We start from the raw sequence: 26695 nt of genomic DNA, 5'->3' as shown, positions 1-26695 counted from the left end.
CAGCCCGGGATAAAGCCCCAGCAGAAGAGAGATCAGCGCGGCCAGCATAATCGGCGCCACCATGATCAGGGGCGCCTCCTTGATCCCGCCGGCATGAACTTCCCCGGCCGGGGGTTTACCGAAAAAGGCCTTGTAGGTGATGGGGGCGAAATAGCCCACGTTGAGCAGGGTGGAACTGAGCAGCACGAAAATGATCGCCAGCTGGGCGGCGTCCAGGGCTCCGACCAGCAGATACCATTTGGTGACGAAACCTCCCACCGGCGGAGCCCCGATCATCGACAGCGAGGCGATGGCGAAGGCTCCGAAGGTGAAGGGCATCACCCGGCCCAGGCCCCCCATCTCGGAAATATTCTTCTTATGGGTGGCCACATAAATGGCGCCGGCGCAGAAGAAGAGGGTGATCTTGGCAAAGGCGTGGTTGACGATATGGATCAGCCCCCCCTCCACCGCCGCCGGGGCCAGCAGGGCCACCCCCAGGATAATATAGCTGAGCTGGCTGATGGTGGAGTAGGCCAGCCGGGCCTTGAGATTATCCTTGGTTAAAGCGATGATCGAGGCCATCAGAATGGTGAAGGAGACGATATAGGCGGTGATGATCCCCAGGTTGAGATCATCCATCAGATCGACGCCAAACACGTAGAGCATCACCCGGGTGGTGCAGAAGACCCCCACCTTGACCACCGCCACCGCATGGAGCAGGGCGGAGACCGGGGTGGGAGCCACCATGGCGCCGGGCAACCAGGCGTGCATCGGCATCACTCCGTTTTTGGCGAAGCCGAAGAGGCAGGCGAAGAAGAGCAGGGCCACCATGGTGTCGCCGGTCCCGGCCGGGATAATGCCGGTGCTGATATTATCGGCAAAATCCAGGGTCCCGGCCAGGGCGAAGATCACGATCATCGCCGGCAGCACCAGCCCCACCGAGCCGCCCAGCAGAAAGGCCAGATACTTGCGGGCCCCGCCCCTGCCCTCCTTGTCCTGGTGATGGGCGACCAGGGGGTAGGTGGAGAGCGAGAGCATCTCGTAGAAGATGTACATGGTGAGCAGGTTGCCGGCAAAGGCCACCCCGATGGCCGCGCAGATCGAAAGGGCGAAACAGGCGAAAAAACGGGTCTGGGCGTGTTCGTCCAGGCCCCGCATATAACCGATGGTATAGGTGGCGGCCACAATCCAGAGAAAGGAGGAGACCAAGGCGAAAACCATGCCGAAGCTGTCCACCCGGAAACTGATCGACAGCTCCGGCAGCACCCGCACCAGGTCGATCTCGACCACGTTGCCGGCCAAAATCCAGCCGGCCAGGGAGAGAACCATGGCGAACTTGAGGGCCGCCGCGGCGTAGGTCCAGAACTCGCGCAGGTTGGGACGGCGACCGCTCAGGGCGATCAAGGGTACGGCGGCCAGCGAGGCGCACAGCGCGATCACCGGCGCGATCTGATAAAACGGCTCGGAGAACATGAAGTTGCGGTTGCTCCTTTCTAAAAGCCCGCCGGTATCGACCAGCGGATGAAATAGGTGACCACTTCGTTGGTATAAAGCCCCAGCCCGATCAAGGCGGCGGCGGTAAAGACCATGGGCAGCAGCATCGAAAGCGGGGCTTCGGCCATCATAATCTTGGGGGCCGAGCCATGGCCGTGACCATGGGCCTCGACGCCGGCCTCATCCAGCTGGCCGAAGAAGGCGATCTCCAGCAGGCGGAAGAAGATCACCGCCGCCAGCAGACTGGCGATCAGCAGGGCGGCGACAAAAACCCACGCCCCGGCCTGGGCCGCCCCCTGGATCAGGTACCATTTGGTGAAAAAGCCGCAGGTGGGGGGCACGCCGACAATGGAGGCGGCCCCGATCAGAAAGACCACGGCGGTAATCGGCATCCGCCGGAAAATCCCCTGCATGGCCGCCGCCGAACTCTCGCCGGTCCGGTAGATAATGGCCCCCACCGCCATGAAAAGACAGAGGGTCATCAGGCCGTCGGCCAGGATGTGATAGGTGGTACCGGTAAAGCCGGCGGTGTTGGCCAGCCAGGCCCCCCCGGCCATGTAACCGATTTCGGCCACGATGATGTAGGTCAGCATTTTACGCAGATCCCGCTGGGCCAGGGCGGTGCCCATCCCGATCACCGCCGCCGCCGAGGCCAGCCAGATCACCAGCTCACTCCAGGCGATCTGATTGAAGATATAGTCGGCGGAAAAGACGGTGAACATCATCCGCAGCATGATATAGACGCTGACCTTGGTCATTAACGGGGCCACCAGGCAGGCGGTGGTGGTGCCCGCTTTGCTGTAGGCGTTGGGCAACCAGGCATGGAGCGGAAACAGGGCCATCTTGATCCAGACCCCCAGGATGATCAGGGTAAAGCCGATCTTGACGCTCACCGACTCCTGCAGCTCGGGCCGGCTGAGAATCTCGGCCAGGTCGGCCATGTTGAGCGAACCGGTCATGATATAGATGTAGCCCACCCCCAGCAGATAGAAGCAGGCCCCGATGGTGCCGACGATCAGGTACTTGAAGGTGGCGTAATAGGCCGGCCCCCGGCCCCGGGCCAGCAGCCCGTAGCTGGAAAGCGCCGAAATCTCCAGCAGGACGTAGAGGTTGAAAACGTCGCCGGTGGCCACCATCCCCAGCAGGCCGGTGACCAGCAGGGCGAAGAGGGAGTAATACTGGTTGAGCCGGTCGGGGTTGTCCTGTTCGGCGGTGCGCAGCGAGTAGATGGCGGTGAGCAGGGCGCAACCGGCCACCAGCACCAGCACCACCCCGCTGAGATGATCGATCACCAGCTCGATACCGTGGGGGGGCAACCAGTCGCCCATCCGGTAGTGGACCGCCTGGTTGGCGGCCACCACCAGGTTGAGGGTGGCCAGGGTGGCGGCCAGGGTGGCGGCCAGGGCGGTTACCAGCATCCCGTAAGCAAAGCGCGACCCCAAGGGGGTGGCAAGAACCAGCAGCAGAGCGGCCAGCAGTGGAATAATAACAATGAGGGCGGGAGCCTGATCAATCATTGGCGCAGATCCTCCAGAACCTCATCCTCTTCGATGGTGCCGTGTACCCGCTGAATCTTCTGGAGGATGGTCAGGGCTACCCCCAGGGTACCGACCCCGACCACGATGGCGGTGAGCATCAGCACATGGGGCAGGGGGTTGGCGTAGGCGGTGGCTTCCAGCAGCGGCTGATGATCCGCGGAGAAGAGCAGAATCGGCACCGACGCCCCCTGCTTGGCCCCGATGGAGACGTAGAAGAGCAGGATGGCGGTCTGGAAGATCACCATCCCGATGATCTTCTTCATCAGATTGTTCTTGGCGATCATCCCGTAAAGGCCGATGAAAAGCAGGACCAGGGAGGCCCAGTAGTTATATTTGGCGATGATAAAGGGAAACAGTTCGTCCATGCCCTACAGCCCCTCACACATATCCCCGCCGGAGGCGAGATCGTAATAGATCGAAACCATGACCGCCATTACCGTGATCCCCACCCCCACCTCCACCAGTAGAATACCGTGGGAGCGGGCCATGGCCTCGGAGACTCCCAAAATTCCGGCCAGGGCGGCATAGCCCAGGAAGTTCCAGCCCATGCCCAGACAGAGGGCGCCGATCCCGGCGTAAAGCAGGGCCCCGCCGGCACAGCAGAAAAGGACGATCCGCTCCCGGAACCGGGACAAAGTGAATTCCAGGTTGTAGCACAAGGCCAGCAGGATAAAGCTGGCCCCGAAGATCACCCCGCCCTGGAAACCGCCGCCGGGGCTGTAATGGCCGTGGCCGAGAACATAGAGGGCGAAAATCTGCATCACCGGGATAATCAGTTGGGCCGCCCCCCTGAGCACGGTGTCGCGCCCTTTGCGCTGGGGGCGATGGGGCAGAATCTTGCAGAAGCGCCGATGGGGGGTGCGGCGCAAAATAATCATGATAATCAGGGCGGCCAGGAAGACCACCACCGTTTCGAACATGGTGTCGTAACCCCGGTAGTCGGCCAGCACCGCCGTGACCACGTTGGGGGTATGGGTGGCCTCATAGGCCTGCTCGATGAACCCAGGCGACAGGTGGATGCTGGCTGGAGAGGCAGGGTCGGCCCAGTCGGGCAGCTCGGAAACCGCCAGCAGCATCAGCAGGGCGCAGGCCACCAGAATGATTAAGGTAAGCCGTTTCAATCCTTGCTCCTCCGCTTGATAAACTGGGCGGTGCCCAGAATGATCACCGTGCTGATCCCGGCCCCCACCGCTGCCTCGGTGAAGGCCACATCCACCGCCATCATTTCGGTCCACATCAGGCAGATCAGAAAGCTGTAGGCCCCGGTGACCACCGCGCAACTGACCAGATCCTTCAGGGAGAGGGCGGCAATGGCGCAGATCACCATCATCAGCAGAATCAGCAGATCGAACTGCCAGAGCAAACTCGCGTCCCAGATCATGGTTATCTCCCTAAATCTGCCGGTCTTGCCGCCGCCGTTCGGGGCCGTCGTAATCATCCCGGTCCCCGCTTTTACGTTTGGTCCAGTAGGGCACCCCGGACTCGTAGCCGGCGTCGATGATGGCGTGGGTGGCGGTGGGGCTGGCGATAAAGACGAAAAAGACGATCAGCGACAGCTTGACGGCGGTCAGTGCCGTTTCACCGTTGAAATCACGCAGCAGGTAGAGGATCAGTCCGCCCAGCATCAGCACGGTGGAGAGGGTATCCCCCTTGCCGGCGGCATGGACCCGGGTATAAAAATCGGGAAAACGCAACAGGCCCACGGTGGTGGCCAGAAAGAGCAGCAGGCCGCAGGCCATCAGCACCACAACCACGAGATCAAGCAGCATGGGAACCCTCCCCGGTGGCCTTGGGATGTTCAACTGTCGGCGGGGCCGACGGGGCCGGCTCGGCCTCCTCCACCTCCGGCAGGGCCGGTTGCGACTGGCGCTGGTAGAAGCGGGCGGCGGCGATGGTGGTGATAAAGTTGAGCAGGGCGTAGGCCAGGGCGATATCGATAAACATCTCCACCCGGCCGCTTAAGGTGCCGATGATGATGATCAGCACCGCGGTCTTGGTGCCGATCACGTTGACCCCCAAAATCCGGTCGATCACCGTCGGCCCCGCCACCACCCGGTAGAGGCTGGTCAGCATCAGCAGCAGGATCGCCACCCCTGTCGCAATCAGGAACTGTTCCATGGCTTAACGCTTACCCCCTTCGAAAACCCAGGCCACCCAGCGCTCCATCTCCCCGGGGCCGCCGGCCCCGTCACCGGTCAGATCACCCTCCGAATCGGTCGTGATGGCATGGACGTAAAAGGTATCATCCTGAATCCGAATGGTGGTGGTGCCGGGGGTCAGGGTAATGGAATTGGCCAGGACAAAGCGGGCGAAATCGGTCTTGAGTACGGTCTTGAAACGGATAATCCGGGGGTCGATCCGCTCCATGGCCCGGGGCGACAGGGACAGCCCGGCGACATGGGCATTGGCCAGCACCACCTGCCAGCAGAGCCAGCCGGTGTAGCGCAGAAAACGGCCGATCTCGCCCAGGGTGCCCAGCAGGGTTTTGGTATGTCCGGAAAAGAGCAGATCATGGGAAAGCCAGCTGACCAGAGCGCTGGCCATCACCCCCATCCCAAGATGGAAAAGATCAAGCTTCCCGGACATCACCACCCAGAAGGCGAACATCACGCAAAAGGTAACGACGGCAGCCATGGCGGGCTTATTTCTCCGGCATCATCGAGGAGTGATGCTCGACAATCAGCCACTGGTTGCCCAGCCACTGGTAAACAAAGGTGTAACGGCCGGTGACGCTGAAGGGCTCACCTTCCGGCGGGGTGAAATCAAAAGTGTAAACCCCCGAATTGATCGCAATATCATTATAGACCCGGATATTGCTTTCGTTGATGGTGCCCTTGGGCCTTTTGGCCAGGAAATGAACAAAATAGTCCCTGATTTCGGTGTGGTTGTGGCGCACCTGGTTGGAAACCGTGGGCAAGAGGATGCCGTTGAAGGCGTACTGGGCGGTGACCTTGTCGGGGTCACCACTCTGGATCGCCTGGTTCCAGGCGTCGAAAAGGGCGGAGATCTCCTGGTCGTATTTCATGTTCGAGCCTCGCGTCAAGTTGGTTGGAAAAGCCAATGGGCCGGGGGAATCCCCCGGCCCATTAAGGGTCAGGGGGTCGGCACGGTCACCGGCATCCCCATCAGCGGCCAGATCAGGATCACCGCCAGACCGACCACCGCCATCAGCAGAATCGAGGCCGGAATGCCGGCGGCAAAGAACTCACCGCTGGTGAACTGCTTGGAGTTGTAAGCGATGGCGTTGGGGGCCGCCCCCACCAGCAGCAGGAAGGGCATGCCGGCGGTAACCAGGGCGGCAAAGACGATCACCTCGGGAGCCACCCCCAGATAGGGGGCCACCACCAGGGAGACCGGCACCGAGATGGCAATGGCCGCCACGTTCATGATGAAGTTGGTCATCAGCAGAACAAAGAAGGCGATGCTCATCACAAAGACAAACCAATGGGCTTCCTGGAAAAAGCCCAGCCAGTTGATGGCCAGCCACTCGGCGGCTCCGGTCTGCCAGAGGCAGAAGCCCATGCTCATGGCCCCGGCAAAAAGCAGGATGATGTTCCAGGGCACCGCTTCCAGGTCGTTGATGTCCAAAATCTTGAGAACAAAGAAGAGAATGGTGGAGACCAGCAGCACCGCCGCCTTGTTGAAGGCCTGCAGGGCCGGCACGAATGACTGCACCGAGAGGAAAACAATAACCCCCAGGACGATGATCCCGGCCAGCTTCTCGTCGCGGGTCAAGGGGCCCATGGCGGCATTGAGCTCCCGGGCCTTTTCCCGCAGCCCCGGAATCACCGCCTTTTCCGGCTTGAAGAAGATCATGAAGAAGCCCCAGAGCAGGAAGACCATCAGCCAGCCCACCGGCGCCATGTAGAAGGAAAGCTCGAAGAAGGAGATCTCCCGGCCGACGATCTCCCGGTAAAAGCCCAGGGCGACGATGCCGCGGGCGGCGCCCAGCAGGGTGATGATACTGCCGGCCCCGGCCACGAAGGCCATGCCGATAAAGAGCCCCTTGCCGAACTTGGTGGGGCGGTCCCCCTCACCGTAAAGGGCGTAGATGGAGAGCAGCAACGGGTACATGGTGGCCGCCACCGCCGTGTGAGCCATCAGATGGGTCAAGAGCGCGGTGACCACGAAGCAGCCCAGGTAGATCATGCTGGTCCGCTCGCCGACAATATCCAGCATCTTGTAGGCCAGCCGCTTGGTGATCCCCACCTTGGTGAAGACCGCCCCGATCACCAGGGAGCCGAAGATAAAGAGGACCGAGGGGTCCATGAAATCCTTGAAGGCCTCGCTGGCCGGCCGGATGAAAAAGAGCGCCTGGACCACCCCGATGGTGATGCCGGTGACCCCGATGGGCAACACTTCAAAGACCCACCAGGTGCCGGCCAGCAGAAAGAGGGCCAGGGCCGCCTTGCCCTGGGGGCTTAAAATAAACTCCTTGCCCATGGGATCAACAGCATTGGGCCAGGGCGGCGAGAGGTAAACCAGGGCGAAGAGCCCCATTCCCAGAAACATGAAAAACCACTTGGACCACTCGATCTTGCTCTCCGCCTTGGCCATACCAACTTTCTCCCCGGCGGCCGCCGCTTTCTGCTTCGCGCTATCAGACATGACTCTCCCCTTTTTCGCCCGGTGACCGTTTTCGGCCAACGGGCCTCCGGTGACACAAATTTATATAGAGACTAAAAACGGATAACTGTTTGGGACGCCATCAGCCGATATTGGTGCAATGACGGACGATGGCGTTGAAAATCTCCTCCAGGCGAATAACCCCCAGCACCTCGTCACCGGCCTCATTCAAAACCGGCAGCACCGTCTCGTTGTGGGTCAGCATGATCGACAGGGCCTTGAGAGCCGACTCGTTCTCCTTGACCGGGGTGGGCAATGGAGTCATGAACTCCTTGATATTCTTGCCGAAACGACTGTTGCAGGCGCTGAAAAAGGAGTCGCCCCACAGGATGGGCAGGTTGGGAAACTCGCCGGCTTTGCCCTGGAAGCCCTCGAACATCTGGGCCAGATTGGGGTCAAGCCCCTTGAGGATACCCTGCAGACTGACCCGGCCGACCAGTTGGTTATCGGCATCCAGCACCAGCATCTCGGAATAGCGCATCCGTTCATACTCACCGCAGGTGAACTCTTGCAGCGCCCGCACCGCCTCGGCCAAGTTCAGCTCGTCCTCGATATGGGGAAAGCGCTTCATCGGAATGACCAAGCCTTTCACCAAAAATCTCTCCTTACCCTCTAATTCCGCGGCCATGAAAGCCTCCTTAAGCAGATGCCTTAAAAAATAAAAACGCCCTCACCGAAAAAACTAAGTGATAAGGCGCATATAAACACGTTCCTGTGGGTTCCCCCTCCACCACGGGCAACAAAGAGCATAATTTTCAAAAAGCAGCGACAAACTATGGCATGACAAAACCCTCCCGGCAGGTCGTTTTCGCAACAAAAAAAACGATAATCAGAACTGTGATGATTACAGCAGGGCGGGGCATTGGGTCCTGTTCATAATGCTACCCCCAAACGGCTGTCAAGGGTTTTTTGAAAAAAACTTACCCAACCAGGTTTTTTACCCGCCCTGACAGCCGTTACTCCTCCGCAAGCACCAGCAAAACAATGATGTTAATATAATCAGTTACCAACCCTTGCTGATCATGATATCGTGGATCTTCTCTTCCGCCGCCTTGTTGACCAGCACCATCTTGCGGGCGCTGGCGTCCTTTATTTTGCGGGAGAGGGTCTCGATGTCGGCGGGTTTTTCCAGCAGATCCAAGGCACCCAGCTTCATGGCCTGGACCCCCTTCTCCACCGTGGCCCGGCCGGTGAGCAGGATAACCTGGAGCTCCGGATTTTTCTCCTTGAACCGCTTCAGCGCCTCCAGGCCATCCATCTCGGGCATCTGCAGGTCAAGGACGATGGCGTCAAAGGATTCCTGGTCGCTTCGCGCCAGGGCGTCGGGCGCCGAGGTGGCGGTGGCGACCTCCATGCCCCGGGCCCGCATCCGTTCAGCCAAAGCCTCAACAAAATCCTTTTCGTCATCCACCAGCAAAATTTTTTCAGCCATGATCATTCTCCTTTTCGAGCTATGTTTATTAAACTGCGCCAAAGGCGGTCGGCCCTCCGGTCAACCTTCTATCGTTCGCGGGGCAAGTCGAAACCGAAGCGCCCGGACTTCCCGTCCTGCCATGGGTGGGCCCCAAGCAACAGGGCCAGGGGCCGGACGCGGCTGTCAGTCACAAAATCCCAACCGTTGTCGGCCCAAGGGCTCAAGTGGCCATAGACCAAGCCCAATCGCTCCCCCGCGACTTCTATTTGCAATAACACTGTTTTGTCCGGTCCTGCAAGCTCCATGGCCAGGTCAAGCCCCAACCAAATCAAATTGAGCAGAAAAAAGGGGGAGGTCTTAACCGGCGGGGTGGTCGGAGCGGGGTCGAATTCCAGTCTGACCCCCCGGCTGCCGGCAAAGCGGTCGGCCAGGGCCAGAGCCAGCTCCACCCACTCGGCCAGATCAACATCTCCCTGCAAATGGTCGGCACTATGGGCGAAACGGTTGAGATTTTTGGCGATCAGGTCGGCCCGCCGCACCTGCTTGCCGATGATGCCGGCGATTCCCACCAGACGCTGGGGTTCAACCGCCACCCCCCGCTCGGCCATCATGACCAGATCGTTGAGTAAGCCGGCGTTTTCATTGATGATGGCCAGCACGTTTTTGACCTCATGGGAGATGGAGGCCGACATTTTGCCGTAGAACCGCAAACCTTCCGGGCCGATCTCATCCCACGCCCACGCCGCTGGATCCTGCGCCTTCATAGCATCACCCTGCCGCTAGTGTCCGGATACTTCGTTGATCTTCTCCAGCAGCGCCTCGATGGCGACCGGCTTGAGCAGGTAGTAGCGCTCACCGCCGACCTCGGAGGAACCCACCTGAAAGTCGCCCTCCGAACCATGCCCGGTCATGAAGATATATTTCATCCCCGGCCGGATTTTTTCCATCCTTCTTTTGACCTCGATGCCGCTCATCTTCGGCATCTTGATGTCGATCACCACCACATCGTAGGGAGCGGCGGTGATCCGGACCAGGGCGTCGTCGCCGCTGGTGGCCCAATCGGCCTCAAAGCCACGCAACCCCAAGCGTTCGGCCAGGGTGGAGACCAGTTCATACTCATCGTCAACCAACAGAATTCTCATTTTCTTCCCGTTCATTTTGATAATTGGCCGCGTTCAGCGGCAGGGTAACAAAAAACCTGGTTCCCGCGCCGACGACGCTTTCCACCTGGATATCACCCCCCAACTCCCGCACCAGCCCATAAGTTATCGAGAGCCCCAGGCCGGTACCGCCATGCTGGATTCGGGTGGAGAAGAAGGGCTCAAATATCCGTTTGAGGTCGGCCTCCGGGATACCGCGGCCGTCGTCGGTCACAGTGACCAACACCCGGTCGGCATCCTTCAAGGTCCCGGTAATATGGATCTGACCACCGTCGCCGATGGCGGCAAAGGCGTTATTCACCAGGTTGAGAAAGATCTGCTGGAGCTTGCCCCGGTCACTGACAAAAACCGGTACCTCGGGAGCCACGTCGACCTCAAGGTGAATGTTGCGATACTCGGCCTCCTTGCCATGGAAGGCCAGGACCTCCTCGATCACCTCCTGGATCCGAACCGCTTGCCGGCGGGATTCCAGGTGGCGGGCAAAACCCAACAGACGGCGGGTGATCACGGCGCAGCGGCCAACCGCCTCTTCGATGGCCTTGAGCAGCGCCGGCAGCCGGGCGGCCTGGACGGCCTGATCCCCATGGGCCAGCAGGTCCTGCATCAGGCCCGCCTTCTCGTTGATGATCGCCAGGGGGTTGTTGATCTCATGGGCCACGCCAGCGGCCAGGCGACCAACCGAGGCCAGCTTGCCCACCTGTTCGGCCTCCTGCATCGCCTTGATCCGCTCAAGGTCGGCCTGATAAAGCTTGTTGACCAGCCGGGTGGTCACACCCAGAATGACCAGGATTATCAGGATGATACTGATACCGACAAAGGCGCTGATCACCAGCCGGGTCTGGATCCAGGAGCGCAGCACCTCGCTTTTACGCTGGATAACCATCAAAACGAAGGGGGAGTCGGGGACCAAGGCATAGCCCACGATCAGTTCCCGGCCCTCTTCGTCCACTCCGGGGAAGACCCGGACCTCCTCGGTAAAGGCCGGCAGTTCCGGCAGCCGGATTTTTTGGAGAACTTCACCGTAATGGAGGGTCGGGGTCTGGACAATCCCCCGCCGGTTGACCAGGAAGGCCTCACCTTGGCCGCTCCGTTTGAACTGGGCCAGCTGGGCGTTAAACCAATCCGTACTCAGGGTGGCCCTGAGGATGTAAAAGGAGCCATCATCGAGAGCCCGCTTCAAAGCGATCACCAGATGGGGCTCATCCCGGAAACCCCGATAGACGTCGCTGATATGAAAGCCGGATGTGACTACCTCCTGGAACCACTTCTCGGCGGCATAGCTCAAATCCTGAAGGGAGTAGGGGCCGCTGTAGCGCAAATGGCGACCGGTACTATCAAACAGGCCCAGGTCGCTGAAGCCTCCGATGGAGGACTTGAGGCCCTCCAGGTTCAGACTCAACCCCCGTTCATCCTTAAGCTCGGCCAGGGTGTGGGTCTGGATAACAAACTGCAGAGCCGCCTTCCGCTCCTCCAGAAAAAAGGAGACCGTCCGCATGTTGTCGTTGAGCAGCCGACCGGTACGCAAGGCCATCTCATTTTCGGCATGATTGCGGGTTACTTGAAAATCCAGGTAGGCCAGCGCAAGCAGGGGCACCAGAGAAACCCCCAGCATCATCATCATCGCCTGTCGCCAGATCCGCCGGAAATCGAAGATCCGCCGGACCGAGCCAAGCTCGCCACCGCCGCTCTCCCAGAAGGCCGGCTTAAATTGAGCCAATACCCTCTCAATCATGGACATATCGTTATCATCTCCCAATCCCAGAAAACCCTTGGCCGCTCAACTTGAACGCCGGCTCTGGCGCACCCGGTTATGGGCCTCCCGGAGTTTGGCGATCAGCAGGTCGATATCCACCGGCTTCTGCAGGTAGGCAAAAGCCCCCAGCTCCATGCAGACCTTGCGATCCTCCTCGGTGCCGTGGCCGGTCAGGATAATCACCTCCACCCCCGGCCGCAGCTTCTTGACCCGCCGCAAGACCTCGATTCCATCAATTCCCGGCATTTTGAGATCAAGCACCAGGACTTCGGGGTCGTCGGCGGCGATGATCTCCAGGGCTGACTGGCCGTCGTAGGCCACCGCCGACCCCATATCCCGCAGGATCAGGCGCTCGGAGAGGGTTTTGACAAATTCCCGCTCATCATCGACCAGCAGGACCTTGGAGGGAATATCAAAATCGTGTTTGCGGTAGATATCGGCCCGGTGAAACTCCTTGCCCACCTCCACCAGCACCTCGCTCACTCCCGGGATCGGGCCGACAATCTCCCTCAACTCCTCGGCCAGGCGATTGAAGAGCAGGACATGCTTGTGGACGATCAGGGTAACCACTCCGCCGCGGGCGGCGGCCTCAACTTCGTGACCCTCCCGGGCCAGCACCATGGCCACCTGGGCGGCCAGCTTGAAATCGGCCACCGCCTGCCGCGAGGCCCGGTCGGGAGCCACCGCCTCCTTGCCCAGGTACTCCCCAATCAGGGTGGCCGCCTCCGGCACCCCGGTGGTGGCCATGGGGATCACCATGTCGTAGAGCTCGGCCGCCCAAGGGTCATCACCCAGATGGAGGCTTTTCACCCAATGACGCCGCTCCTCGTCCAGTTCGGCGAGCAGGCGGGTGGCCGCCTTTTCACTGAGCCCCTGTTCATCCATGGCCGTCTGGACCCGAAATTTCAGGTCGGCGATCAGACAGACCTTCATCACGTGGGTAATCTCGCGGGGCACCAGATGGCCGAGGTAACCGGCCAGCAGCAGGCCGGATTCGGCACTCACCAATTCCGCCAGGGCCAGCCGGAGAGAGGCGATGGCTCGCCCCTTCTCGTGGGTAAAACGGTCAAAAACCGAGGTCCGGGGCGAGAAGGCCCGCTCCAACCGGTCGGAACCGAGATCGGAAAGAGTGGCCGCCCGGGCCACCAAATCCTGGTCGGTGACCAGCTTCAACCCGGTCCGATCAAGTACCTCCTTGACCACGGAACTTCCTCGGCAAAAATCGCCACTGAAAATTGTAAGACTGGTCATACTAATCCTCTTTTACCTTGGTATTCCGGCGATTATCGCGATCCTTCCCCCCTTCCAGGGGCAGATACTGGGTCAGGGGGCAGGATTTGCAGCCACCTTCCGGCAGGTCGCTGTGTTGATGAATCTTGTGGACCAGGTTCTCCACCGCCGACTTGCTGTCGGGGTAGAAATTCTCCCAGCCGATCTTGTTGAGCAGGTGGGTCCGCTCCAGCACCGCCAGCACCGCGCCCTTGGCGCTGCTGACCGCGAATCCGATTCCAGCCGCCCGCAGTCGTTCGACCAGCAGGGCCAGGGCCTCTTCGCCGGAGGCGTCCATGTCATTAATTCCGCTGGCCTCGAGAATAATATAGCGCAGATCGGGGCGCTGCTCCCGATATTTGGCCACCTGTTCATCCAGGTAACTGGCATTGGCGAAAAAGAGGGGGCCGTCGAAACGGATCACCGCGATATGGCGGCACCCCTGCAGCCGGTAATACTGGGCGCTCTTCAGCACCTTGTCCTCATGCAGCGACAGGGTGGCCACCTCCGGCCGCATGGACTTGTAAAGAAATACCCCCATGGAGAGTACCACCCCCACCATGATCCCCGTTTCCAGGTGGGGCGCCACCGCCAGGGTGACCAGGAAGGTGAGGATGGAGATCGCCCCATCATACCACTGGGCCTTCCAGGCATGGACAAAACCGCTGGTGTTGAGCAGACCGATCACCGCCATCACAATCACCGCCGCCAGCACCGCCTGGGGCAGGTGGTAGAGCAACGGGGTCAGGAAGAGCAGGGTCAGTAGCACCACCAGGCTGGTAACCACGCTGGAGAAACCGGTGACCGCGCCGGCCTGAAGGTTGACGGCGGAGCGGGAAAATGAGCCTGAAACCGCGAAGCTGGAACTGAGCGCCCCGGTCATGTTGGCCAATCCCTGGCCGATCAGTTCCTGGTTGGGGTCCAGCCGCTGGCCGGTTTTGGCGGCAATCGCCTTGGCGATGGCGATTGCCTCCATAAAGCCCAGCAGGGCGATGATTATCGCCATGGGCACCAGCTTCAGGGCCGCAGCCAGGGAAAATTCCGGTAGAGAGAAGGGGGGCAGGCCCCGGGGGATGGTGCCCACCACCGCGCCGCCGCCCATCATGGTCAGCCGCTCCCGATCCAGAGCCCCGCTTCCCACCTTGAGCCGCCAGACTTTGTTGCTCTCCACCGTCCCGGCAACCCAATCATTCCCAACGTGGAAAAAAATCCGGCCGTCCCGCTCCACGGCGGTGAAGCGCAAACCCCGTAATTGACTCCGCAGCCCACGAATCTCGGCCCCGGCTTCGTCGATGGCCAGATTAACCAGGTCCCGTTGACTCTCCAGCGCGAGCAGTTCCCGCCGGTCGGCCCGTCCCTGTTCCACCTCCTTTTGCAGAGTGTCGATCCTGCCGCCCAGCTCGGCCCGATCCCGGCTGAGTTCAACCAGTTGCTCCTGCCGGGCGTTGTAATCGGTTATCATCGCCACCGTCTCGGGGGTCGGCAACTCGGCCAGACCCACCGTCCGATTGTCGCTGAAGCCGGTGAAGTAGGAGATCAGGGTGGCCAGGGTCACCGCCAGCAGGACATCGGGAATCCGGCGGTTGATCTTGCGCAGGGTAAACATCAGCGCCAAAGCGCCCAAGCCGAACATGAGGGTGGGCCAATGGGTAAAGTCGAAAGCCGCCTTCGCCACCATGATCATGGTTTCATAATGGTGAGGGGCATTGTCCACATCCACCCCGAAAAACTTGGCCAGCTGAGAGGAGGCGATGATCAGAGCCGCCGCGTTGGTAAAGCCGTTGACCACCGGATGGGAGAGGAAGTTGACCACCAGCCCCAGCTTGAGTACCCCCAGGGAAAACTGAAAAAGCCCGATGATCAGGGCCAGCAGGATGGAGTAGGCGATGAACTCGCTGCTGCCGGCACTGGCCAGGGGGGCCAGGGATGCCGCCGACATCAGGGAAACCACCGCCACCGGACCGGTGGCCAGCTGGCGACTGGAGCCGAAGAGGGCCGCCACCATTGGCGGCAGGAAGGAGGCATAAAGCCCGTAATAGACCGGCAGCCCAGCCAACTGGGCATAGGCCATGGATTGGGGGATCAGCACCAGGGCCACCGTCAGGCCGGCCAGGGCATCAAGCCGGAACATGCCGAAATTATAGCCCTTCAACCAGGTTATTGCCGGAAAGAGACGCGCGTACATTAGTTCAGCACCCGAGGTTTATGATTGCGTTTCAGCCGCGGCTGCACCGCAGCTACAAAGATTCTCAACTGCCAGCATGTTGCGGGCAAACTCGATCAGTTCACCATAAAGAGTGCCGGTCTGGTAGAGTTTGAAGGTCTCCAACCGGACCAGGCCGTCCACCATGGTATAAAGCAACAGCCCGGTTTTACGGGAAGAGAGTTCCCTGATCGAACCATCCCTCTGCCCTCGCTGTATGGCTTGCTCGAACAGCTCGACAAAAAAGGCGTAGATGGCCTCCAGATGCTCCCGGCACTTTTTATTTTCCAGGGCCAATCGATAAGGGTAGTAGCGATGGATCAGCAGAAAGCGCTCCTCCATCCTGGCCGCCAACTGCAGATAAAAGGAGAGCAAACCCTCCACCATCTCCATGCCGCTGGCGAATTGGTGGGCCGCCAGATATTCCCGGCTTTCCGCCAGCAGCTGCTCCTTAAAATTGGCCAGCACCGCCACGAACAACTCTTCCTTGGTTTTGTAGTGATAAAAAATGGTGCCGTCGGCCACCCCGGCCATTTGGGCAATCTCGCCGATGGCGGTGTTGCGGAATCCCTTGTCGGCGAAAAAGAGGGTGGCCATATCCAGAATAACCTGCTTCCGGGATGGCCCGCCCTGCCCCTTGACTCGCCTGTTACCTTTTTCAGTCACTTTTTTAAGATACCATTATTTTTATGAGCAAATTAGCGACAACTTCCCGCCGCCAGATTACCGACTGAGTGGTCAGTCAGTTTTTAAGATCTAATTAATACTCCACCCCCAGGAAGTCAATCACTTTTTTCCAACTTTTTCACCCGGATGCCACCGTTCCGTTTCGGCTCCTTTGCCGTCGCGAACTTTTCCGGGTAGAGTGGGCGGGCTGAAAAGTTTCGGCACCATCTCTACCCAGCCGGAAAACCTTATGAAAAAAGAATTAACCCTGATCATGCCCGGCGAGAATTTCCGGATCATGATCATTGCCGCTCTAATCGGGCTCTTGGCCGGCGGCATGAACATCATCTTCCGGACCGTGCTGGAAGGAACTCACCAGCTGCTGATGGTTGGCGGCTATCAACTGCTGGGGATCGCCAAAGGGGGCCTCCACCTGCTGCTGCTGCCTCTGATCCCGGCCGCCGGCATGGTGTTGCTGATTCCGCTCTCCCTGCTTTTTCCCGGTGAGGTCAACGGCTACTCTTTCCCCAGATTTCTCCGTCAGGTTAATCTGGAGGCGGGCATTATCCGGCTGCGGACCATTTTCGCCAAAATCATGGCCTGCTCTCTGACCATCGGCAGCGGCGGCTCGGCCGGGGTTGAGGGCCCCATCGCCCAGATCTGCGGCACCATCGGCTCCCAGCTCGGCCAACGGTTGCGGGTTTCGGGCAACCAGATGAAGGTCTTTATCGCCGCCGGCTGCGCCGGAGGGGTGGCGGCCATCTTCAACGCCCCCATCGCCGGGGTCTTCTTCGCCGCCGAGATCATCCTCCTGGGTACCTACACCATCAGCTCTTTTGCCGTGCTGGTGGTGGCCTCGGCCATGGCCACCGTCCTCTCCCGAGCCTACTACGGCCCCTCGCCGGCCTTCCCCATCCCCGACTATTCCCTGATCAATCCACTGGTGGAGCTCCCCCTCTACTCCCTGCTGGGGCTGATCATCGGTCTGCTGGCGGTGGCCCACATCCATATTTTTTACTGGGTGCGTGATCGCTTCACCGGCCTGAACCTCCACCCACAACTCAAACCGGTGCTGGGCGCCCTGGGGGTGGGGGTGATGGCCATCGCTTTTCCCCAGGTAATGGGAGATGGATATCATTACATCGGGGAGGTGTTGACCGAGGGAGGGGTTCTTTGGGTGATGCTGGCCCTGGTGCTGTTCAAGATGGTGGCCACCGCCCTGACCCTGGGTTCCGGCGGGGCCGGGGGGGTTTTTGCTCCGGCCCTGTTCATCGGCGCGGTGGCCGGCGGATCCTTCGGAACGGTGGCCCATCAACTGCTGCCCCATCATACCGCCAATCCCGGCGCCTATGCCGCGGTGGGAATCGGGGCCTTTCTGGCCGCCGCCACCCATGCGCCTCTTACCGCCATCTTTCTGCTCTTCGAGATGACCGGCAACTATCTGATCATTATCCCGATCATGCTCTGCAGCATGATCGGGACCACGGTGGCCCGCAAAATCAAGCCGGAATCGATCGATACCGTTGATCTGGGTCGGGAGGGAATCGACCTCCATGAGGGGCGGGAAATTGCGGTGATGAAGTCGATCAAGGTGGGGAGAGTGGTCAATGAGGAGGTGGATTTTATCAGCGAGCAGGCCAATGCCGATCAGCTGCTGCAGGTCTTCAGCATGACCAAGGACAGCTTCTACTTTCCGGTAATCGATGAAACCGGCCGCATGACCGGCATCGTCTCCATGCAGGACGCGAAAAACGTACTCCACGACCGGGAGTTGCGGCTCGACGCCCGGGTGGGAGATATCTGCACCCGCCAGGTGGCGGTGCTGACCCCCGACGACAACCTCTACACCGCCATGACCCTCTTCGACCTCAAGGGACTGGAGGAGATCCCGGTGGTGGAGGCCACCGACAATCGCTGGGTGCTGGGAATGCTCAAACGTCGCGAGGTGATCGCCGCTTACAACAAGGAGGTGATCAAAAAGGGAATCAGTGACCACACCGCCTCCATCCGCCTGCAACCGTAACAGTCCGTTGAAAAAGCCATCCCTGGCTTTTTCAACTAACGGCCCGTCCATGGGCCGCTAACAGCCCGTTTTTCAACGGGCTGTTAAGCCCCAAGAGGGCCACCCCCTTTCAACTGTCCGGCGGCTCCGGCCCCAGAAAGGGTTGACCAACCTCCCGTTCCAACGATTTTAGCACCCGATCCGGCTCGTGGACAAACTCCTCACCCTTGACCCGACAGGCGAAATGGTCCTGGTTGCAGGGGGTGATCAAGTTGAGGGCCTCCCAACGGGAGAGGTAGTATTCCAGCAGGAGGGGCAGTTCGGTGAAGACGGTGGCCTGGGGTTTGGGATCGACAAAGCTGGAATTTTTCAGGCGCCGGGACGACAAAGTCTGGGTCTGGTAAAAATTCTCCATGAAGAGCAACTCGGCCGGCATCCGGGCCTCGATGCCGATTCGCCCCAGCAGCCGCACCAGCCGGCGCATGCAGCCGGCGCCGAAACTGGCCAGGGGGTAAGGGAGGTAGATCTCCCGGGGCCGGCGCAGACCCAGGTAGGATTTGATGGTGATAATCAGTTGACTCAGGGCCACCGGCAGAGGGTCGACGAAATGCCAGGTACTCCCACCGAATTCCGCCCGGTTTCTCAAGACGTGGTGGACAAAGGCCGGCACCTTTTTGGCGTTGGAGTAGGAGTGGACCGCCCGGCGGTTGGTGAACATCAGGGGCATGGCCTGATCGGCTAAGGAGAAGAGCAGGCGCTGGAACCCCTGGATCTTGTGGTCATGGGCCCCGTAAACCACGGCCAGGCGGATATTGGTGTAATCCAGCCCATGTTTACGGTGCAACTCGGCCAGGGCCAGCTCCGCCAGGAGTTTGGATTTGGGGTAGTTGGCCAGCTCGGGGGTCAGCTCCAGCCGGTCATCTTCGGTGAGATTCTCCCCCGGGGGCAGCACGGCGGCGGAGCTGAAATGGATATAGGGGATCTGCCGCTCCATGGCCACCCGGGCCAGATGGATGGTACCCAGGTAGTTGGTCTCGTAAGCCAGCAGGGGGCTGGAATCCAGGGCGGCGATGGCGCAGTTGATGATGAATTCCGGCCTGAACTTGCGGCAATAGCCGCGAATATCCTCGGGATCACGCAGGCTGAGCTGCTTGCTGTTGGGGGCCAGCAGTTCGAACTCGTCGTCGGCCCGCTTTTTGAAATAGTGCATGATCCCGCCGCCGATCAGGCCGGAGCCGCCGACCAGCAAGCCGGTCTTCACGATATTGCCCAGACAGGTGAATTTGCGCTCTCGCATGCCGAAGGTACCCCCTTTTGCCATGATGCCCAAAACCGCCGGACCTTGCACCTTTTTTTTGCCCGCCTCCGGCCGCCCCGCCCCGGGCCCCGGCACCGCCAACCTTGCGGCGCCCGGGGCAACGGTGTAATAATATGAAATTGTCCGCCATCCCTCCCCTCAACCCCAACCCGGACCCGGCCATGCCCATAATTCAGCGCCAGGAGATAACCAAGCTGTTGAGCCGGATCGGCGACGGCGAAATCGCCCCGGTCTATCTGCTGGTGGGCGAGCGTTATCTTTGCCGGGAGACGGCGGGCCAGCTGATCACCGCCCTGCTCCCCGAGGAGGAGGAGCGCCCCGCCCGACTGACCGTGATCGACGGTGAACGGGAGGACCCGGCCCGTACCCTGGCCGGACTGCGCACTTACAGCCTCTTCGGTGGGCGCCGGGTCCACCAGGTGGTGGACTCCCGGCTGCTCTTCTCGAAAACGGTGGCCAAAACCCTGTGGGAGAAGGCGGAAAAAGCGGCGGAAACCGAGAAAAAGGAAGCCGCCCGGCTGTTGCTGGCCATGCTGGGGCTGGCCGGCCTCACCCCCGCCGATTGGCGGCAGGAGCAGATCGCCGGCCTGGCCGCCGGGGCCTGGCAAAAACTGTTCGGTTTCACCAAACCCGCCGACACCTCCTGGGCCGAGGCGATCCTGGCCGAGATCGATGACCAGCCGGTGGCGGCCCCGGCCGGAGCCGGCGATGCCGCCGAGGCCTATATCGCGGCCCTGGAGAAGGGCCTGCCGCCGGGCAACATCCTGCTGCTGCTGGCCGAAACCGCCGACCGGCGCAAAAAACTCTATAAATATCTGGAAAAAAACGCGGTCATTATCGACCTGAGCGTGGACGCTGGCAGCTCGGCCCCGGCCCGCCGGGAGCAAAAGGAGCTGCTGGCCGACCTGGCCCGCCGAACCCTGGCCGGTTTCGGCAAGAAGCTGGCCGCCGACGCCCTGGAACCTCTGCTGGAACGGATCGGCTTTCATCCGGTGGCGGTGGTGATGGAGACGGAGAAGCTGGCCCTCTACGTGGGGGAGAGGACCACGGTCGATCGGGACGATGTGGACGCCATGGTGGGACGCACCCGGGAGGAGGCGATCTTCGAACTCAGCGAAGCCTACAGCAGCGGCAAACTGGAACAGGGCCTGCTCCTGCTCGAGCGCCTGCAGCAAGGGGGGATGCACCCCCTGGCCATCCTGGGGGGACTGCGCAACCATCTCCGCAAGCTGCTGCTGACCCGGGCGGTGATCGACGGGGCCGCAACCGCCTTCAACCCCGGAACCCCCTTCCCCGCCTTTCAAAAAAATTACCTGCCCCGCCTCAAGGAGGAACGGGAGAGGGGCCGGGGCTGGCCCGCCGCCTTCGCCGGCCACCCCTATGCCCTCTATCAGCTCTGCCTCCAGGCCGCCAGACTGCCCCCCGCCCGATTACGGGGAATGCTGGCCGACCTGCTCCGGGCCGAGGCCCGCCTCAAAGGCTCCGGCCTGCCGGCCGCCACGGTGATGAGCGCCCTCTTCCTGGGCGGCGCTAACCACCGCTAACCGTCCCGCAAAAGTTGCATTTTAAGGGGAATTGATTACCATTAGGGGCGTGAAGCATACCCCTGGGTTGGGGATAACCAAACCGCACCAGTGACGGAAATCGAGCCATGAGCACCAAAAACGGAAACCAGCAGGACCAGCAAACAGTGGTCAAGGAGCGCCAGGAGTTGCGCCGTCCTCCCCTCTATAAGGTTCTGCTCCACAACGACGACTACACCACCATGGATTTCGTGGTGATGGTGCTGACCATGATCTTTCACCACCCCCAGGAGAGCGCCAACCGGGTGATGATGCAAGTGCATCGGGAGGGAGTGGGGGTGGCTGGCATCTTCCCCCGCGACGTGGCCGAAACCAAGATCGCCATGGTCCATGGCCTGGCCCGCAAGCATGAGTACCCCCTTAAATGCTCAATTGAGCGGGAGTGAGCCGGACCGGCCGCCTCCGGTTGCGCCCATCATGCCGAGCCGCCCATGATCAAAAAAATTCCCATCACGGAACTCAGGCCCGGCACACGGATCGAACGTTTCACCTGCGGCTGGCTCAACCATCCCTATCTCTTCAACCGACCCCGGATCAAAACCGACGCCGAGATCAAGCGCCTCCATGATTGGGGCATTACCCATGTCTATGTCCGGGAGGACTCCGTCCACCCGGACCGGAAGGAAGAGTTCGACCATCCCCCACCCCGCCCCCTCTTCCCTCCGCCCGACCAGCCCCTCCCGGCTTTCCGGGAGGCCAAGCCGGTCCCCCTGGAGCGCGAGTTGGGCCGGGCGGAGCAGGCCCAGCATCGGGCCAAACTGGTGACCCAACAACTCCTGGGTTCGGTGCGTTCGGGCAAGGAGCTGAAAATCAGGGAGGCGGAAAGCGCGGTCAACGACCTGAACACCTCCATCAGCCACAACCAGGATGCCTTGCTGCTGCTGATGCGCCTGCGCAAACAGGATCAGTACACCTTCGAACATTCGGTGAACGTGGGGGTGCTGCTTTTAGCCCTCTGCCGCTCCCTGGGGCTTGACCGGGAAATCACCCGCGCCATCGGCCTGGGCGGCCTGCTCCATGACGTGGGCAAGATGGCGGTCCCCTTGGAGATCCTCAACAAACCCGGCGCCCTCAATGCCGAGGAGTTCGGGCTGGTCAAACAGCACGTGGTCAAGTGCCGCAAAATATTAGGTACCATCCACGGGCTCTCCCAACCCGTCGCCCAGATCGCCACCGAGCACCACGAAAGATTTGACGGCAGCGGCTATCCCCTGGGCCTCAGCGGTGAGGCCATCAGCCAGGGCGGGCAACTGGCCTCCATTGCCGATGTCTTCGACGCCCTGAGCGCCGACCGCTGTTACCATAAAGGAATGGAACAGACCGAAGTGCTGCGCCGGCTCTACCGCTGGCGCCACACCCACTTCAACGAAACACTGGTTCAGCATTTTATCAAATGTATCGGCATCTACCCGCCGGGCACCCTGGTCCGGCTGGAAAGCGGGCTTTTAGCGGTGGTGGTTGAATCCGGCAACAGCCTGCTGCGCCCGGTGGTGCGGCTGGTTTACGACACCAAGCGGGAGTGGGCCGTCTTTCCCAGCGACCTTGATCTTGCCCGGCCCGGCCCCGGCGGTGGGGACCGGATCATCGGGTACGAGCCGGCGGCCCGTTGGGGGATCAATCCCCTCCGGGTTCTGGGGGTGGCAACCGGTTCCTGAGTTAAGCCGGCGTTGCTTTTTTAAGGCAAATGATTACCATAAGTGATGTCGGGGTTAAAATTCCGGCCAGGCGGCAACCAACCTTTTTTCAATAACCGGGGGCAACCCCGACATTTAAGGGAACCACGATGATGATCAACGACAAGCTGGAAATGGCCTTGGTGCGGGCCATTCGGGAAGCGAAGATTCGCAAGCACGAACATGTCACGGTGGAGCATATCCTCTACGGCCTGCTCCATGACGATCTGGCAATGGAGATTCTGGAGGCCTGCGGCGGCAAGGTCCCCCTGATGAAGGAGAAGCTGGAAGATTTTTTCGTCTCCAGCCTGCCCTCCCTGCCGGGTGGCCCGGGCCAGCACGATCCGGTGCAGACCATCGGCTTCAACCGGGTGCTGCAGCGGGCCATCGCCCACGTCCAGAGCTGCGGCAAGAAGGAGGTGGACGGCGGTGACGTTTTGGCCGCCATCTTCGCCGAGACGGAGTCGTTCGCGGTCTATTTCCTCAGTCTGGAGGGGATCAAGAAGCTGGACGTGATGGAATATATCGCCCACGGTCGGCCGGAGACCGCCCCCAGCGGACCGACCGCCCAACCCGACGGCGGCGAACCCAAGGACAAACCCGCCGAGAAAGAGGATGAGGCCCTGGAGAAATTCACCATCAACTTCAGCGCCCTGGCGGCCCAGGGGAAGATCGACCCCCTGATCGGTCGGGAACAGGAGTTGAAAAGGGTGATGCAGACCCTCTGTCGCCGCCGCAAGAACAATCCCCTGCTGGTGGGGGAGCCGGGGGTGGGCAAGACCGCCATCGCCGAAGGGCTGGCCCTGCTGATCCACCAGGAGCAGGCCGGCGGCCAGAAAGGGGGCCGGGTGCCGGAGATGTTGCGGGAGGTGGAGATCCGCCTGCTGGATATGGGGGGCCTGCTCTCCGGCACCAAATACCGGGGCGATTTTGAACAGCGGCTCAAGGCGGTGATCTCGGCGGTGGAAAAACGGCCCGAGGTTATTCTGTTCATCGACGAGATCCACACCATCGTCGGCGCCGGCGCCACCAGCGGCGGCAGCATGGACGCCTCCAACCTGCTCAAGCCCGCCCTCCAGGCGGGTAACCTGCGCTGTATCGGGGCCACCACCTACGAGGAGTACAAGAATCACCTGGAGAAGGACCGGGCGCTTTCCCGCCGCTTCCAGAAGATCGATATCGTTGAACCCTCGGTCCCCGACACGGTGGCGATCCTGCGGGGCCTGCAGTCGCGGTATGAGGAGCACCACGGGATCAAGTACTCGGCCCCGGCCCTCAAGGCGGCCGCCGAGCTGGCCAGTCGTCACATCAACGAACGTTTTCTGCCCGACAAGGCCATCGATGTGGTGGACGAGGTGGGAGCCGCCTTCCGGATGCGGCCCCAGAGCCGGAAACGACGCACCGTAACGGTGCGCGACGTGGAGGAGGTGATCTCCCGGCTGGCCCGGATTCCCGCCAAAAGCGTCTCCGAATCCGATACCGAGCAGTTGCGGCTGCTGGAAACGGTCCTCAAGAGCCAGGTATTCGGCCAGGATCAGGCCATCGGCGCCCTGGTCTCCGCCGTCAAGCGCTCCCGGGCCGGGATCAAGCGTCCCGACGGCCCCACCGGCTCATTCCTCTTCACCGGCCCCACCGGGGTGGGCAAGACCGAACTGGCCCGGCAACTGGCCGGCGCCCTCAACATCCACTTTGAACGCTTCGACATGAGCGAATATATGGAGAAGCACGCGGTCTCCCGGTTGATCGGCTCCCCCCCCGGCTATGTGGGTTTCGACCAGGGCGGGCTGCTCACCGAGGCGATCCGCAAGCATCCCCACTGTGTGCTGCTCTTTGACGAGCTGGAGAAGGCCCATCCCGAAATTTTCAGCATCCTGCTGCAGGTGATGGACCACGCCGCCCTGACCGACAACAGCGGGCGCAAGGCCGATTTCCGCAACGTGATCCTGATCATGACCACCAATGCCGGGGCCCGGGAACTGGCCGCCCGGCCCATCGGCTTCACCGGCGACAGCGCCGGTCGCGACAGCAAGGCCCTGAAAAATCTTTTCGCCCCGGAATTCCGCAACCGGCTCGATGGAACCATCACCTTCAACGCCCTCGACGCCCCTTTGATGGAACAAATCGTCGACAAGATGGTCTTGGAGCTGCAGGCCCAGTTGAGTGAAAAGCGGGTGGAGATCGCGCTGACTGCCGGGGCGCGGCGCTGGCTGGCCCAGCGCGGTTTCGACCCCGAGTTCGGCGCCCGCCCCCTGCGCCGCCTGATCATGGGAGAGATCGGCGACACCCTCACCGATCAGATTCTCTTCGGTCAGTTGCGCAAGGGGGGCGAGGTCAAGGTGGGGGTCAAGGGCGGTACGCTGACCTTCACCTTCACCGCGGCGGCCTGAACCGGCTTTCTCGTTGACAGCACGGATATTTGCGCTAAGATCGCCGTGTCGTTTGGGCATTATGTATGGCGTTAACCATCCGGGGGGCGGTTCCCCCGGATTTTTCACTTTATCCTCCCAATACCACAAGGAAAAACACCATGAAGATTCTTGCTCCCCGCCAGACCGCCATCGCCGCCGTCGCCCTTGCCAGCCTGCTGCTGGCCGGTTGCGGCGACTCGCAGCAACAGACCGAAACTCCGGCCAGCGAAGCCAGCTTCAGCTCCGCCATGCAGGATGCCCACAGCGGCATGATGCTGGATGAGATCCCCCTGGGCAGCGCCAAGGCCGTCACCCCCTTCGTTGACCTGGAGGTCGAGAAGGCCACCGGCGAGAACAGCTACCAGGTGGGCGAGGTTTTTGCCCGGGGCGCCGAACTGGACGGCAAGACCATCCGGGTGCGGGGTCAGGTGGTTAAATTTTCCCCGGCGATCATGAACCGTAACTTTATCCACCTCCAGGATGGCAGCGGCGACCCGGCGGAAACCACCCACAACCTGGTGGCCACCTCCGATGCCACCGTGGAGCCCGGCAACATCATCACCATCGAGGGTGTGCTGGCCGCCAATAAGGATTTCGGGTCCGGCTACGTCTACCGGGTGATCCTGGAAGAGAGTCGGGTGATCGAATAAGCCGCCGTTGTGCGGATCGTCATGGTTGGGCCGGGAGCCCTGGGTTGCCTGTTGGCCGCGCGCCTGCACCTCGCCGGCGCCGGCCCGGCCCTGCTGGACCACGACCCGGCCCGGGCCGCCCTGCTCAACCGCCAGGGCATCATCCTCGCGGAGGCCGGGGGCGTTAACCCCGCCGCCGTGGTTCCGGTCTCCACCGATCCGGCCACGGTGGGCGGGGCTGACCTGGTGCTGCTCTGCGTCAAGGCTCCCGCCCTGAACTCGGCCTTGGACGCCATCGCCCCCCTGCTTCCCCCCTCCTCGCTGCTGCTGGCCCTGCAAAACGGGATCAGCCACCTGGAGATCCTCAGCGCCCGCAAGCTACCCTGCGCCTGGGCCCTGGGGGTCAGCACCGAGGGGGCCAATCTCCAGGGGCCGGGCCGGGTCCGCTCCGGCGGCGCCGGCCTGACCGAGCTGGGCTTCGTCCAGCCGCCAACCCCGGCCGCCGATCAACTGCTGAACGCCACGGTGGCCCTGCTGAACCGGGCCGGGCTGCGGGCTGCCCGCCATCCCGAGATCATCGGCCGCCTCTGGCGTAAACTGATCATCAACTGTGGGATCAACGCCCTCACCGTGATCCATGACTGCCCCAACGGGCGCTTGCTGGAAATTCCCGCCGCCCGCCGGGCCATGGCCGCCGCCGTCCGGGAAGCCGCCGCGGTGGCCGCCGCCTCCGGAATCAACCTGCCCGATGACCCTGTCGCTTTAACCGAAGCAATCTGTCGGCAAACCGCCACCAACATCTCCTCCATGCTCCAGGATATCCGCCAGGGCCGCGCCACCGAAATTATGGCCATCAACGGCGAGATTGTGCGCCGGGCTGGGCAATTGGGCCTGGCGACTCCGGTCAACCTCGAGTTGTTGACCGCCGCACAACTGCACCACCGCTCCCCCACCCGATAATCTCGCCAGGCCGTCATTTT

At 61.4% G+C, this 26695-nt stretch carries 26 protein-coding genes; 7 read left to right on the top strand and 19 right to left on the bottom strand.

What is annotated here, in order from left to right; all coding sequences use genetic code 11:
• The 18 genes from ACHHRT_RS10685 to ACHHRT_RS10600 form a co-directional block, all read right to left on the bottom strand.
• A partial coding sequence (locus tag ACHHRT_RS10685) for a monovalent cation/H+ antiporter subunit D family protein (protein WP_395499757.1) occupies positions 1 to 1452 on the bottom strand: 1452 nt, incomplete at its 3' end.
• A gap of 20 nt (positions 1453 to 1472) precedes the next feature.
• Entirely contained in the window at positions 1473 to 2990 is a 1518-nt protein-coding gene (locus ACHHRT_RS10680; RefSeq protein WP_395499756.1) for a proton-conducting transporter transmembrane domain-containing protein, read from the bottom strand.
• Positions 2987 to 3376, bottom strand: a complete 390-nt coding sequence (locus ACHHRT_RS10675; RefSeq protein ID WP_395499755.1) for a cation:proton antiporter subunit C — start codon at positions 3374 to 3376, stop codon at positions 2987 to 2989. Before ACHHRT_RS10675 ends, ACHHRT_RS10680 begins: the two co-directional genes overlap by 4 nt.
• A 3-nt stretch (positions 3377 to 3379) precedes the next feature.
• Positions 3380 to 4132 carry a hydrogen gas-evolving membrane-bound hydrogenase subunit E gene (mbhE, locus tag ACHHRT_RS10670; protein WP_395499754.1) on the bottom strand — a complete coding sequence of 251 codons (753 nt, stop codon included), beginning with the start codon at positions 4130 to 4132 and terminating at the stop codon, positions 3380 to 3382.
• Positions 4129 to 4392 (bottom strand): Na(+)/H(+) antiporter subunit B, encoded by a 264-nt coding sequence (locus tag ACHHRT_RS10665; protein WP_395499753.1) that lies wholly within the window; start codon positions 4390 to 4392, stop codon positions 4129 to 4131. Before ACHHRT_RS10665 ends, mbhE begins: the two co-directional genes overlap by 4 nt.
• A 10-nt stretch (positions 4393 to 4402) precedes the next feature.
• Positions 4403 to 4780, bottom strand: coding sequence for a monovalent cation/H(+) antiporter subunit G (gene mnhG / locus ACHHRT_RS10660; RefSeq protein WP_395499752.1), 378 nt, complete (start codon positions 4778 to 4780; stop codon positions 4403 to 4405).
• Positions 4770 to 5129, bottom strand: a complete 360-nt coding sequence (locus ACHHRT_RS10655; protein ID WP_395499751.1) for a monovalent cation/H+ antiporter complex subunit F — start codon at positions 5127 to 5129, stop codon at positions 4770 to 4772. Before ACHHRT_RS10655 ends, mnhG begins: the two co-directional genes overlap by 11 nt.
• A 3-nt stretch (positions 5130 to 5132) precedes the next feature.
• Positions 5133 to 5645, bottom strand: a complete 513-nt coding sequence (locus tag ACHHRT_RS10650; protein ID WP_395499750.1) for a Na+/H+ antiporter subunit E — start codon at positions 5643 to 5645, stop codon at positions 5133 to 5135.
• Between the two features lie 7 nt (positions 5646 to 5652).
• Positions 5653 to 6036 (bottom strand): SgcJ/EcaC family oxidoreductase, encoded by a 384-nt coding sequence (locus ACHHRT_RS10645; protein WP_395499749.1) that lies wholly within the window; start codon positions 6034 to 6036, stop codon positions 5653 to 5655.
• Positions 6037 to 6104: 68 nt separating this feature from the next.
• A complete protein-coding gene (locus tag ACHHRT_RS10640) occupies positions 6105 to 7568 on the bottom strand; it encodes an SLC13 family permease (protein ID WP_395499759.1) in 1464 nt (487 codons plus the stop codon).
• A 151-nt stretch (positions 7569 to 7719) separates the two neighbouring features.
• Positions 7720 to 8229, bottom strand: a complete 510-nt coding sequence (locus ACHHRT_RS10635; RefSeq protein ID WP_395499748.1) for a CBS domain-containing protein — start codon at positions 8227 to 8229, stop codon at positions 7720 to 7722.
• 411 nt (positions 8230 to 8640) lie between these two features.
• Positions 8641 to 9069: a response regulator gene (locus ACHHRT_RS10630; protein ID WP_395499747.1), complete on the bottom strand. Its 429-nt coding sequence runs from the start codon at positions 9067 to 9069 to the stop codon at positions 8641 to 8643.
• 68 nt (positions 9070 to 9137) lie between these two features.
• Positions 9138 to 9815: a sensor histidine kinase gene (locus tag ACHHRT_RS10625; protein ID WP_395499746.1), complete on the bottom strand. Its 678-nt coding sequence runs from the start codon at positions 9813 to 9815 to the stop codon at positions 9138 to 9140.
• A gap of 15 nt (positions 9816 to 9830) precedes the next feature.
• The gene (locus ACHHRT_RS10620) at positions 9831 to 10193 is read right to left on the bottom strand and encodes a response regulator (protein WP_395499745.1); all 363 of its coding nucleotides are present in this window, start codon (positions 10191 to 10193) and stop codon (positions 9831 to 9833) included.
• Positions 10174 to 11943, bottom strand: a complete 1770-nt coding sequence (locus ACHHRT_RS10615) for a sensor histidine kinase (RefSeq protein WP_395499744.1) — start codon at positions 11941 to 11943, stop codon at positions 10174 to 10176. The genes ACHHRT_RS10620 and ACHHRT_RS10615 overlap by 20 nt, the downstream gene beginning before the upstream one ends.
• A 45-nt stretch (positions 11944 to 11988) precedes the next feature.
• Positions 11989 to 13215 carry a response regulator gene (locus ACHHRT_RS10610; RefSeq protein WP_395499743.1) on the bottom strand — a complete coding sequence of 409 codons (1227 nt, stop codon included), beginning with the start codon at positions 13213 to 13215 and terminating at the stop codon, positions 11989 to 11991.
• Position 13216: 1 nt separating this feature from the next.
• Entirely contained in the window at positions 13217 to 15418 is a 2202-nt protein-coding gene (locus ACHHRT_RS10605) for a SulP family inorganic anion transporter (RefSeq protein WP_395499742.1), read from the bottom strand.
• A gap of 18 nt (positions 15419 to 15436) precedes the next feature.
• Entirely contained in the window at positions 15437 to 16102 is a 666-nt protein-coding gene (locus tag ACHHRT_RS10600) for a TetR/AcrR family transcriptional regulator (RefSeq protein WP_395499741.1), read from the bottom strand.
• A gap of 250 nt (positions 16103 to 16352) precedes the next feature.
• Here ACHHRT_RS10600 and ACHHRT_RS10595 point away from each other — a divergent pair, with 250 nt between their 5' ends.
• Positions 16353 to 18125: a chloride channel protein gene (locus tag ACHHRT_RS10595; protein ID WP_395499740.1), complete on the top strand. Its 1773-nt coding sequence runs from the start codon at positions 16353 to 16355 to the stop codon at positions 18123 to 18125.
• 109 nt (positions 18126 to 18234) lie between these two features.
• Here ACHHRT_RS10595 and ACHHRT_RS10590 read toward each other — a convergent pair whose 3' ends face one another.
• Positions 18235 to 19425 (bottom strand): NAD-dependent epimerase/dehydratase family protein, encoded by a 1191-nt coding sequence (locus tag ACHHRT_RS10590; RefSeq protein WP_395499739.1) that lies wholly within the window; start codon positions 19423 to 19425, stop codon positions 18235 to 18237.
• 110 nt (positions 19426 to 19535) lie between these two features.
• Here ACHHRT_RS10590 and holA point away from each other — a divergent pair, with 110 nt between their 5' ends.
• From holA to ACHHRT_RS10560, 6 genes are all read left to right on the top strand, one after another.
• Positions 19536 to 20966, top strand: a complete 1431-nt coding sequence (gene holA, locus ACHHRT_RS10585; RefSeq protein WP_395499738.1) for a DNA polymerase III subunit delta — start codon at positions 19536 to 19538, stop codon at positions 20964 to 20966.
• 107 nt (positions 20967 to 21073) lie between these two features.
• Positions 21074 to 21391: an ATP-dependent Clp protease adapter ClpS gene (clpS, locus tag ACHHRT_RS10580; protein WP_395499737.1), complete on the top strand. Its 318-nt coding sequence runs from the start codon at positions 21074 to 21076 to the stop codon at positions 21389 to 21391.
• Between the two features lie 45 nt (positions 21392 to 21436).
• Positions 21437 to 22660 (top strand): HD-GYP domain-containing protein, encoded by a 1224-nt coding sequence (locus ACHHRT_RS10575; RefSeq protein WP_395499736.1) that lies wholly within the window; start codon positions 21437 to 21439, stop codon positions 22658 to 22660.
• A gap of 131 nt (positions 22661 to 22791) precedes the next feature.
• Complete coding sequence (clpA, locus tag ACHHRT_RS10570; RefSeq protein WP_395499758.1) at positions 22792 to 25065, top strand: ATP-dependent Clp protease ATP-binding subunit ClpA; 2274 nt, start codon at positions 22792 to 22794, stop codon at positions 25063 to 25065.
• Between the two features lie 140 nt (positions 25066 to 25205).
• Complete coding sequence (locus ACHHRT_RS10565) at positions 25206 to 25736, top strand: nucleotide-binding protein (RefSeq protein WP_395499735.1); 531 nt, start codon at positions 25206 to 25208, stop codon at positions 25734 to 25736.
• Positions 25737 to 25757: 21 nt separating this feature from the next.
• On the top strand, positions 25758 to 26675 hold the full coding sequence (locus tag ACHHRT_RS10560; RefSeq protein WP_395499734.1) for a ketopantoate reductase family protein: 918 nt from the start codon (positions 25758 to 25760) through the stop codon (positions 26673 to 26675).
• Positions 26676 to 26695 lie beyond the last annotated feature (20 nt).

Source organism: Desulfurivibrio modestus (assembly GCF_044068625.1).
In the GTDB taxonomy this organism is placed as follows: domain Bacteria; phylum Desulfobacterota; class Desulfobulbia; order Desulfobulbales; family Desulfurivibrionaceae; genus Desulfurivibrio.
The sequence above is the reverse complement of the archived record's forward strand: the minus strand, read 5'-3'. Positions and strand labels throughout refer to the sequence as shown.

Bases quoted from the DNA above. Each gene is read 5' to 3' on its own strand.
- ACHHRT_RS10680 (WP_395499756.1), bottom strand. From the start codon at position 2,990: ATGATTGATCAGGCTCCCGCCCTCATTGTTATTATTCCACTGCTGGCC.
- ACHHRT_RS10675 (WP_395499755.1), bottom strand. From the start codon at position 3,376: ATGGACGAACTGTTTCCCTTTATCATCGCCAAATATAACTACTGGGCC.
- ACHHRT_RS10665 (WP_395499753.1), bottom strand. From the start codon at position 4,392: ATGATCTGGGACGCGAGTTTGCTCTGGCAGTTCGATCTGCTGATTCTG.
- mnhG (WP_395499752.1), bottom strand. From the start codon at position 4,780: ATGCTGCTTGATCTCGTGGTTGTGGTGCTGATGGCCTGCGGCCTGCTG.
- ACHHRT_RS10655 (WP_395499751.1), bottom strand. From the start codon at position 5,129: ATGGAACAGTTCCTGATTGCGACAGGGGTGGCGATCCTGCTGCTGATG.
- ACHHRT_RS10650 (WP_395499750.1), bottom strand. From the start codon at position 5,645: ATGGCTGCCGTCGTTACCTTTTGCGTGATGTTCGCCTTCTGGGTGGTG.
- ACHHRT_RS10645 (WP_395499749.1), bottom strand. From the start codon at position 6,036: ATGAAATACGACCAGGAGATCTCCGCCCTTTTCGACGCCTGGAACCAG.
- ACHHRT_RS10640 (WP_395499759.1), bottom strand. From the start codon at position 7,568: ATGGCCAAGGCGGAGAGCAAGATCGAGTGGTCCAAGTGGTTTTTCATG.
- ACHHRT_RS10630 (WP_395499747.1), bottom strand. From the start codon at position 9,069: ATGGCTGAAAAAATTTTGCTGGTGGATGACGAAAAGGATTTTGTTGAG.
- ACHHRT_RS10625 (WP_395499746.1), bottom strand. From the start codon at position 9,815: ATGAAGGCGCAGGATCCAGCGGCGTGGGCGTGGGATGAGATCGGCCCG.
- ACHHRT_RS10620 (WP_395499745.1), bottom strand. From the start codon at position 10,193: ATGAGAATTCTGTTGGTTGACGATGAGTATGAACTGGTCTCCACCCTG.
- ACHHRT_RS10615 (WP_395499744.1), bottom strand. From the start codon at position 11,943: ATGATTGAGAGGGTATTGGCTCAATTTAAGCCGGCCTTCTGGGAGAGC.
- ACHHRT_RS10610 (WP_395499743.1), bottom strand. From the start codon at position 13,215: ATGACCAGTCTTACAATTTTCAGTGGCGATTTTTGCCGAGGAAGTTCC.
- ACHHRT_RS10605 (WP_395499742.1), bottom strand. From the start codon at position 15,418: ATGTACGCGCGTCTCTTTCCGGCAATAACCTGGTTGAAGGGCTATAAT.
- ACHHRT_RS10595 (WP_395499740.1), top strand. From the start codon at position 16,353: ATGAAAAAAGAATTAACCCTGATCATGCCCGGCGAGAATTTCCGGATC.
- ACHHRT_RS10590 (WP_395499739.1), bottom strand. From the start codon at position 19,425: ATGGCAAAAGGGGGTACCTTCGGCATGCGAGAGCGCAAATTCACCTGT.
- holA (WP_395499738.1), top strand. From the start codon at position 19,536: ATGAAATTGTCCGCCATCCCTCCCCTCAACCCCAACCCGGACCCGGCC.
- clpS (WP_395499737.1), top strand. From the start codon at position 21,074: ATGAGCACCAAAAACGGAAACCAGCAGGACCAGCAAACAGTGGTCAAG.
- ACHHRT_RS10575 (WP_395499736.1), top strand. From the start codon at position 21,437: ATGATCAAAAAAATTCCCATCACGGAACTCAGGCCCGGCACACGGATC.
- clpA (WP_395499758.1), top strand. From the start codon at position 22,792: ATGATCAACGACAAGCTGGAAATGGCCTTGGTGCGGGCCATTCGGGAA.
- ACHHRT_RS10565 (WP_395499735.1), top strand. From the start codon at position 25,206: ATGAAGATTCTTGCTCCCCGCCAGACCGCCATCGCCGCCGTCGCCCTT.
- ACHHRT_RS10560 (WP_395499734.1), top strand. From the start codon at position 25,758: ATGGTTGGGCCGGGAGCCCTGGGTTGCCTGTTGGCCGCGCGCCTGCAC.